The sequence below is a fragment of the Pseudomonas sp. Sample_11 genome (genome assembly GCF_004307505.1).
Lineage (GTDB): Bacteria > Pseudomonadota > Gammaproteobacteria > Pseudomonadales > Pseudomonadaceae > Aquipseudomonas > Aquipseudomonas atacamensis.
Window position 1 is genome coordinate 1 of record NZ_RCOD01000036.1, and the last position, 5,972, is coordinate 5,972.

Consider the following 5,972-nt stretch of genomic DNA (forward strand, 5'->3'; position numbering starts at 1 on the left):
GGCTTCAAACCCGGTTGGGGACGGCATCCGTTCCCGGGCAGGTTCGACTCCGGCTGTCTTCCGCCAGCTCCTTAGCTCCTCCAGACTTTTTGGATACATCGCTTTTCAGTCTAACAACCTCGCTTTCATTGATGAGGTTCCATTCGAGGTTGCTTTAGAACGGATACTTGAAATAATCATTATTGTCTTCTGGAAAAAAATCCTTGTTCAAATGTTTGTGGGTCCATTTTAGTTGGTGCTTGTTAAGCGAATGTTGTCTAAAGCGATAGTGGATTCGCCTAGGCAGTAAATGTATACGATAGAGTATGCGTTGGTTCCTGGCGCTCCTAAATAGAACTTTATATTAAAGCTCTTCCATGTGCTGGTGGGGGGGACTTTTGAATAGCCGATGTTTATGTCGGTATTGGAGTTTTCGGCTATCATAGTTAGCATTAAGTTACTTTCAGCAGCGTTGCGGTGATCAAAGCTGAGTGTGCAAGAGCTTCCGCTTTGTAAATGTTGATAAGACTTATGCATGTATAGTCGGTATCTGCCATCGGTATAGTTTGATTGGATGAAGTATTCATTGTCTTGCTTGATTATTGAGCCTGTTGTCCCAGTTATTATCCAGTCGTTTGTTTCGTAGTTGGTGAATGTAGTCAAATCATCGTATGGCTTCTTGACCGTATACGCCTTCCTCGGAAAGGATATATAGTCACCTTCAGCTTTATCAAAAGAAACCTTCACCTCAATCTCAAGTGTCGAGTCGTCTTCCAACATCAGCAACTTGTCCAGTGGCACTGGATGGCGTATCCCACCCAAATCCTCCGCCGTCACCTCTTTCCCTTTATAAGCCTCTTCAACAATTCCCGTACTGCCATCACGCTTTATTTCCCTATACGTCAGCCATATCTTTTGCCCCAAGGCAATCAGCGGCCAAGCCGTCGTCCGCGTATGATCCGTTGCCAACAAATCCGCAGGATTCAGCTCATCTCCCGTCACCCGGTCGATCGTCGGCGTGGGCAATCGAGGATCTCCGTCGGCAATGTCCTGCACACTCAGTATCAGCGGCAGGGAATCGCGCGTAGCCGATCCGGTTGTCTTGCTGTAATCCACCGTCACATTGCCACCGAAACTGTACGCAAGCACTTTGTTGTCCAGCGCAATCTCCTGTGTGCCCAGCACTTTGACCACGTGAGGCGGCGAGGTGTAGGAGCCGTCGGCAGGCGTGCCCGGTGCGCCGGTCCAGGTCACGACGATTATGTCGTCGAGCTGAATGGAAGGATCAAACGCCAGAGCGGTCAGCGCATCTTTCGCGGCAAGCGGGTCCAGGCTGTTGCCTGGTGCCTGTTTGATTATGGGCGCTACCAGATCCGGCGCCGCTTCGCCGATGATCTCGGCCTCGGCCGTTCTGGAGTGCCCAACAACGGTGCCTGCCGGCCGTTCCAGCTCATAACGCACCTGCAAGCGCGCGCCGGAGGTGAGCTGATCGTTGGGTAGCTCCAGAATGCACGGTTGCAGCACTCCAAACTTGTCGGTGATCACGCCCGGTTGGGTCGGCTTCTCGGCTGAATCGTTCAGCCGAGAATACCCTCTGACCGTGTCGCCCTTTTGAAAATCGGGAGTGGTAGGAGCAACGACGATCAGTAGCGGCCGGCCCTCGAGTTTGTCGAGATCCACAATCGCTGGATCGTCCATGTCATCGTCTGGATCCTCGCGCAGGATCGGCTGGGGCAGGAAGTTTCGCTCAAGGTCAATGTTGGCATGAATGTACTTCGACCACCGGTCCCGGTGAGTGGTGTTGAGCAGTTGATCGATCACCGTGTAAGAGAACGGGCAGTTGTTCATGCTGCCAATTTTTTTGAAGGTGTCGGGACCGATCAGCACCGAGAATGCCTTGCCCGCCTGTTCCGGCGTCACCGTGTGTTTGAAGGTCTGGCGATTGATCTCGTATGTCACCTGATCGTAGGCGCGGCAATGAGGGTAATCGAACGTCAGGAGTACGCCTTTGGCGGCCTGATCCTTGTCAATCACCGCCGGGTTGCCGAGCCCTTCGGGCAGACTGATCAGCAGCCCCGGATGATCACCGGTACCAGGCACATCATTGCCGCCGGGCAACGTGTCGTTGTAGAGGGCCCACGCTTCGATGGATTTGCTGTCATTGCCGGCGACGTTTTTCAGAATGTATTGGATGGTGTTGATGACGCCGTCGTGAAGTGCCCTCTGGAACACGGGAAAGACCATTCGCTCGTTGACGACTGTCTGTGCACCGCCGCTCTGCTCACCGTTGACGAAGAGTCTGATACTTCCATATTGATCAACATCCGCAGGCGGATCGACCACCACCTGTACACCAGCGGCGTTGATTTCATCGCGCGTGAGCTCCGTGAATACCTTCAACGGCAAGCCATAGGTGACTGTCGGTGGCTCTGCCGGCGGGTCAGTGATCACGTTCTTGGTGGCAACAGGAATTATCACCGGATACAGCGTCATGACCGTGTTGTCGGGTTGCGTCTTTTCCATGGCACACCTTCCTGATGAGACGGCCAGGGAGGGCTGGCCGGGATGGAGACATCAGATACCGGGCGGGAGAAGTTGGCTACTGTCAGATCTGACAGTGGAGGATGGTTATGCGACGAATGGTAGGTCGCTGCGGATGCAGGTTGTGTGGGAGCGAGCCTGCTCGCGAATGCGGTTTTCAGTCGACATCTCAGCGACTGATATTCAGCCTTCGCGAGCAAGCTCGCTCCCACAATTGGAATGCGGTCAAACTGGGGGAGCGAGGGTGCTCACCATAGGGCAGAATGAACAGCCAATAATTCAGCCTGCATGCATCACTCAGGCATCTCCAGATGTTCCAGCACCCGATTCACTTCCAGTTTCTCCCGAGCATGATCGCCTGCGCCGTCTCTGTAGGCGTTGGCTTTGCCGGGTGGGAAGACGTTCTATCGCTGGAAACTTTTTTAGTTCCTCGAATATTCCGGCCGCGTCAGGCTTGCTTATACCTCTAGGATTTCCATGGATCCGCCATGACAAGATAATCGCCCGCACTGACGCGCCTCATTAGTTATTTACCTGCCTTAGCCGGATGTTATCGATATCGAAGTTGCCGTTAGTTGTCGCGGCGTATAAGTACAAGAGTCTGAGTGGTTTGGGCATGCTGAATATTGCTTTGTGATATTGCCAGTTACTGCCTCTAGGTAACGATACCACTGGACCGTTAAGTTCGTTGTGACTAAATTCGAAACTTACATTATGGATCGATCGATAGTTAAAGCTGAGTTCAAATAGTTGACGGCCCGGTATTTCGTTGAAGGATTTACTCAATTGAATAGAGTAATATTGGTTGGAGTCTTGAGCTGAAACCAGGAAATACTCTCCGTCGTTAAATTGAATAAATGGCCGCCCGCCGTGACGAAGCTCCCAATTGTTCCAGTCGTAATCCGTAAAAGTGGTCAGGTCGTCAAACCCTTTGCTTACGTTATAAGCGCGGGTTGGAAATGCAACTTTTCTGCCCGATTCATTTCCATCGAAATTGACTTGAACCTCGAGTTTCAAGGTGGAACGGTCCGCCAGTGATGCCAGTTTTGCTACAGGAACAGGATGTTTTAACCCACCCAAGTCCTCCGTCGTCACTTCTTTCCCTTTATACGCTTGTTCAATAATTCCCGCACTGCCATCACTTTTGATTTCTCTATAAGTCAAATCAACCCGCTGTCCTACAGCTATCAACGGCCAAGCGGTCGTCCGCGTATGATCCGTCGGCAACAAATCCGCAGGATTCAGCTCATCTCCCGTCACCCGGTCGATCGTCGGCGTGGGCAATCGAGGATCTCCGTCGGCAATGTCCTGCACACTCAGTATCAGCGGCAGGGAATCGCGCGTAGCCGATCCGGTTGTCTTGCTGTAATCCACCGTCACATTGCCACCGAAACTGTACGCAAGCACTTTGTTGTCCAGCGCAATCTCCTGCGTGCCCAGCACTTTGACCAAGTGAGGCGGCGAGGTGTAGGAGCCATCGGCAGGAGTACCTGGGGCGGCGAGCCAGCGCACTTGGATTACATCATCAAGCTGAATGGAAGGATCAAAGACCAAAGCGGTCAGCGCATCTTTCGCCGCAAACGGATCCAGGCTGTTGTCTTGCGCCTGTCTGATTTTAGGCGCTAAAAGGTCCTCGGCTGCACGAATCGTATAACTACGCACACGAAGCGGCACCGCTTTTGTCTTGTCCATAACCCCATCAAGATTGACCGCACAAACCACTCTCAACGGGCTTCCATCTTTCAGGTTCTTCAACCACTCGACTTGCGCCAGTAACGAAATCCTGTCCGCCAGTTCACTAGGCCCGCCGGTCGAAACTTCCTTGGTTACCGGGTTCCCATCCGCGTCGACGCCTTCAAAATCAACCCAGACCGGGTGGGTCTGTTGCATCAGTGGAATTTTTTCCGTGAGCACCCGCGCATCATTCGGTAGTTCCGGAACATTGAGCTGCTGCCCCATTTCCCCCGCAATATTCGGAGTCGGCAAGCGCGGGTCGTCCACCGCGATTTTATCGATGACCACCTCCAGAGGAGGGGATTCGCCGCTGGGCACGCCATCTCGAATCAATACCCACGACACCTGGATTGTTTTGCCTTGATGAGCGAGAAGGAACGCCACGCTGAATGTGAAATTGGCGCGTTGGTTGGTGTTGAATGCCACTTGCGGAAATGATGAACCCGGTAGGCCATCGACAATCTTCAGCGTCGCCTTGTCGTTTGCCAAAGCGGCTTTGAACTCGGCCCGCACCTTCACTCCGCCTTCACTTGCCAGCACATCGATTGGGGAGACGGCGTTAACGAGTGTCGGCGGCTCTTGGGAGATCTTGTCCAGATCCACTTCCACGAACACGGCATCGGACCAGGTTGGAGGGCCGGAGGGATTGGTCAGGTAGTCGACAACGCGATATTTGATTTCGAAGGTTTTATCGTTGCCACCCTCGATCAGCTTGTCTTTCGGGATGTCGATCACAACACTTTTTGGTACGGGAGGCAGGGGCGACACAACGCTGGGTGTGAGCTGATATATGTGATGCACACCATTGCAAGACACAAAAATCAGGTCATACCACTGCACGTTGGCGTAGGTGACAGTCACCTTGAACTTGTCAGCTTCCGCCTGGTTGATGACCTTGTGGCTGACGGTGAGATTCAATACCGGTGGTAAATCACCGGGCGGAGAGGTTCGATGGTAGAGCACCAACTCAGGTGTGAATTCACCATTCCCGGACGTGCGCTCGATGTGAATTTTGATGCGGTTAAGGCCTTTTTGCAGTAAGCCGGCAGGCAGGCGCAAGGGCGTATCAACATTTTCCTTGCCTTCAGCAATGGTGGTGTGAGGTCCTTTTGTGCCGTTCACATACAAAGTAAGCGTTTGGTTAACGGCCTGCCCCAGGTACGCCAGCATGAGCACCAGTAAACCATCGACCTTATTGGCATCGGTGATAGAGACGCCACCGTGAACGTCTGCCATTTCGGGGTCCAGCTTGATCATCTCGGGCACTTTCGGGACAGTCAGCGCAAAAGGCTCAACAAAATTACGGACGCGGCTCATTGCATTCTCCTTGCGTGAAATAGGAACGCTCTTGCTGCATCTAATGCGAGACCGGCCGGGCCGTCACCTGTCAACTCTGACAGGTAGGAGGGGGTTTGCGATGAACGGTCATGAAGAGTGTTCCCATGCGCAAAGGCATGCAGCCGGGACGCTCCGGGTCCCATCGGGAGCCGAACGCGGAGCGTCCGTTGAGGCATTCCCACGCAGGAGCGTGGGAACGATCATCGGGCTCCGCTACTGCGGCAACTCCAGATTATCCAGCACCCGGTTCACCGCCAACTCCCCAAGCATGATCAACTGCGCAACCCCCATTAGCGTCCTTCGCTGCGATGGCTTTACCAGCCCCGCGAATTCCTGGGCGATGGTTTTGGCCGAGGCGAGGGTTTCGCAGGCGTTGGCCA

The 5,972-nt window shown here is 53.4% G+C and carries 3 protein-coding genes; 1 reads left to right on the forward strand and 2 read right to left on the reverse strand.

Going from position 1 to position 5,972, the window contains the following annotated elements; genetic code table 11:
* The coding region (locus D8U60_RS27780) for a hypothetical protein (RefSeq protein WP_206663312.1) at positions 1 to 232 on the forward strand (232 nt) is incomplete at its 5' end.
* Here the strand turns inward: D8U60_RS27780 and D8U60_RS09010 are convergent.
* Both D8U60_RS09010 and D8U60_RS09015 read right to left on the reverse strand, forming a co-directional pair.
* Positions 229 to 2,502 (reverse strand): hypothetical protein, encoded by a 2,274-nt coding sequence (locus D8U60_RS09010; protein WP_130899952.1) that lies wholly within the window; start codon positions 2,500 to 2,502, stop codon positions 229 to 231. The genes D8U60_RS27780 and D8U60_RS09010 overlap by 4 nt on opposite strands.
* 540 nt (positions 2,503 to 3,042) lie before the next feature.
* Positions 3,043 to 5,571 (reverse strand): hypothetical protein, encoded by a 2,529-nt coding sequence (locus D8U60_RS09015; protein WP_130899953.1) that lies wholly within the window; start codon positions 5,569 to 5,571, stop codon positions 3,043 to 3,045.
* Positions 5,572 to 5,972 lie beyond the last annotated feature (401 nt).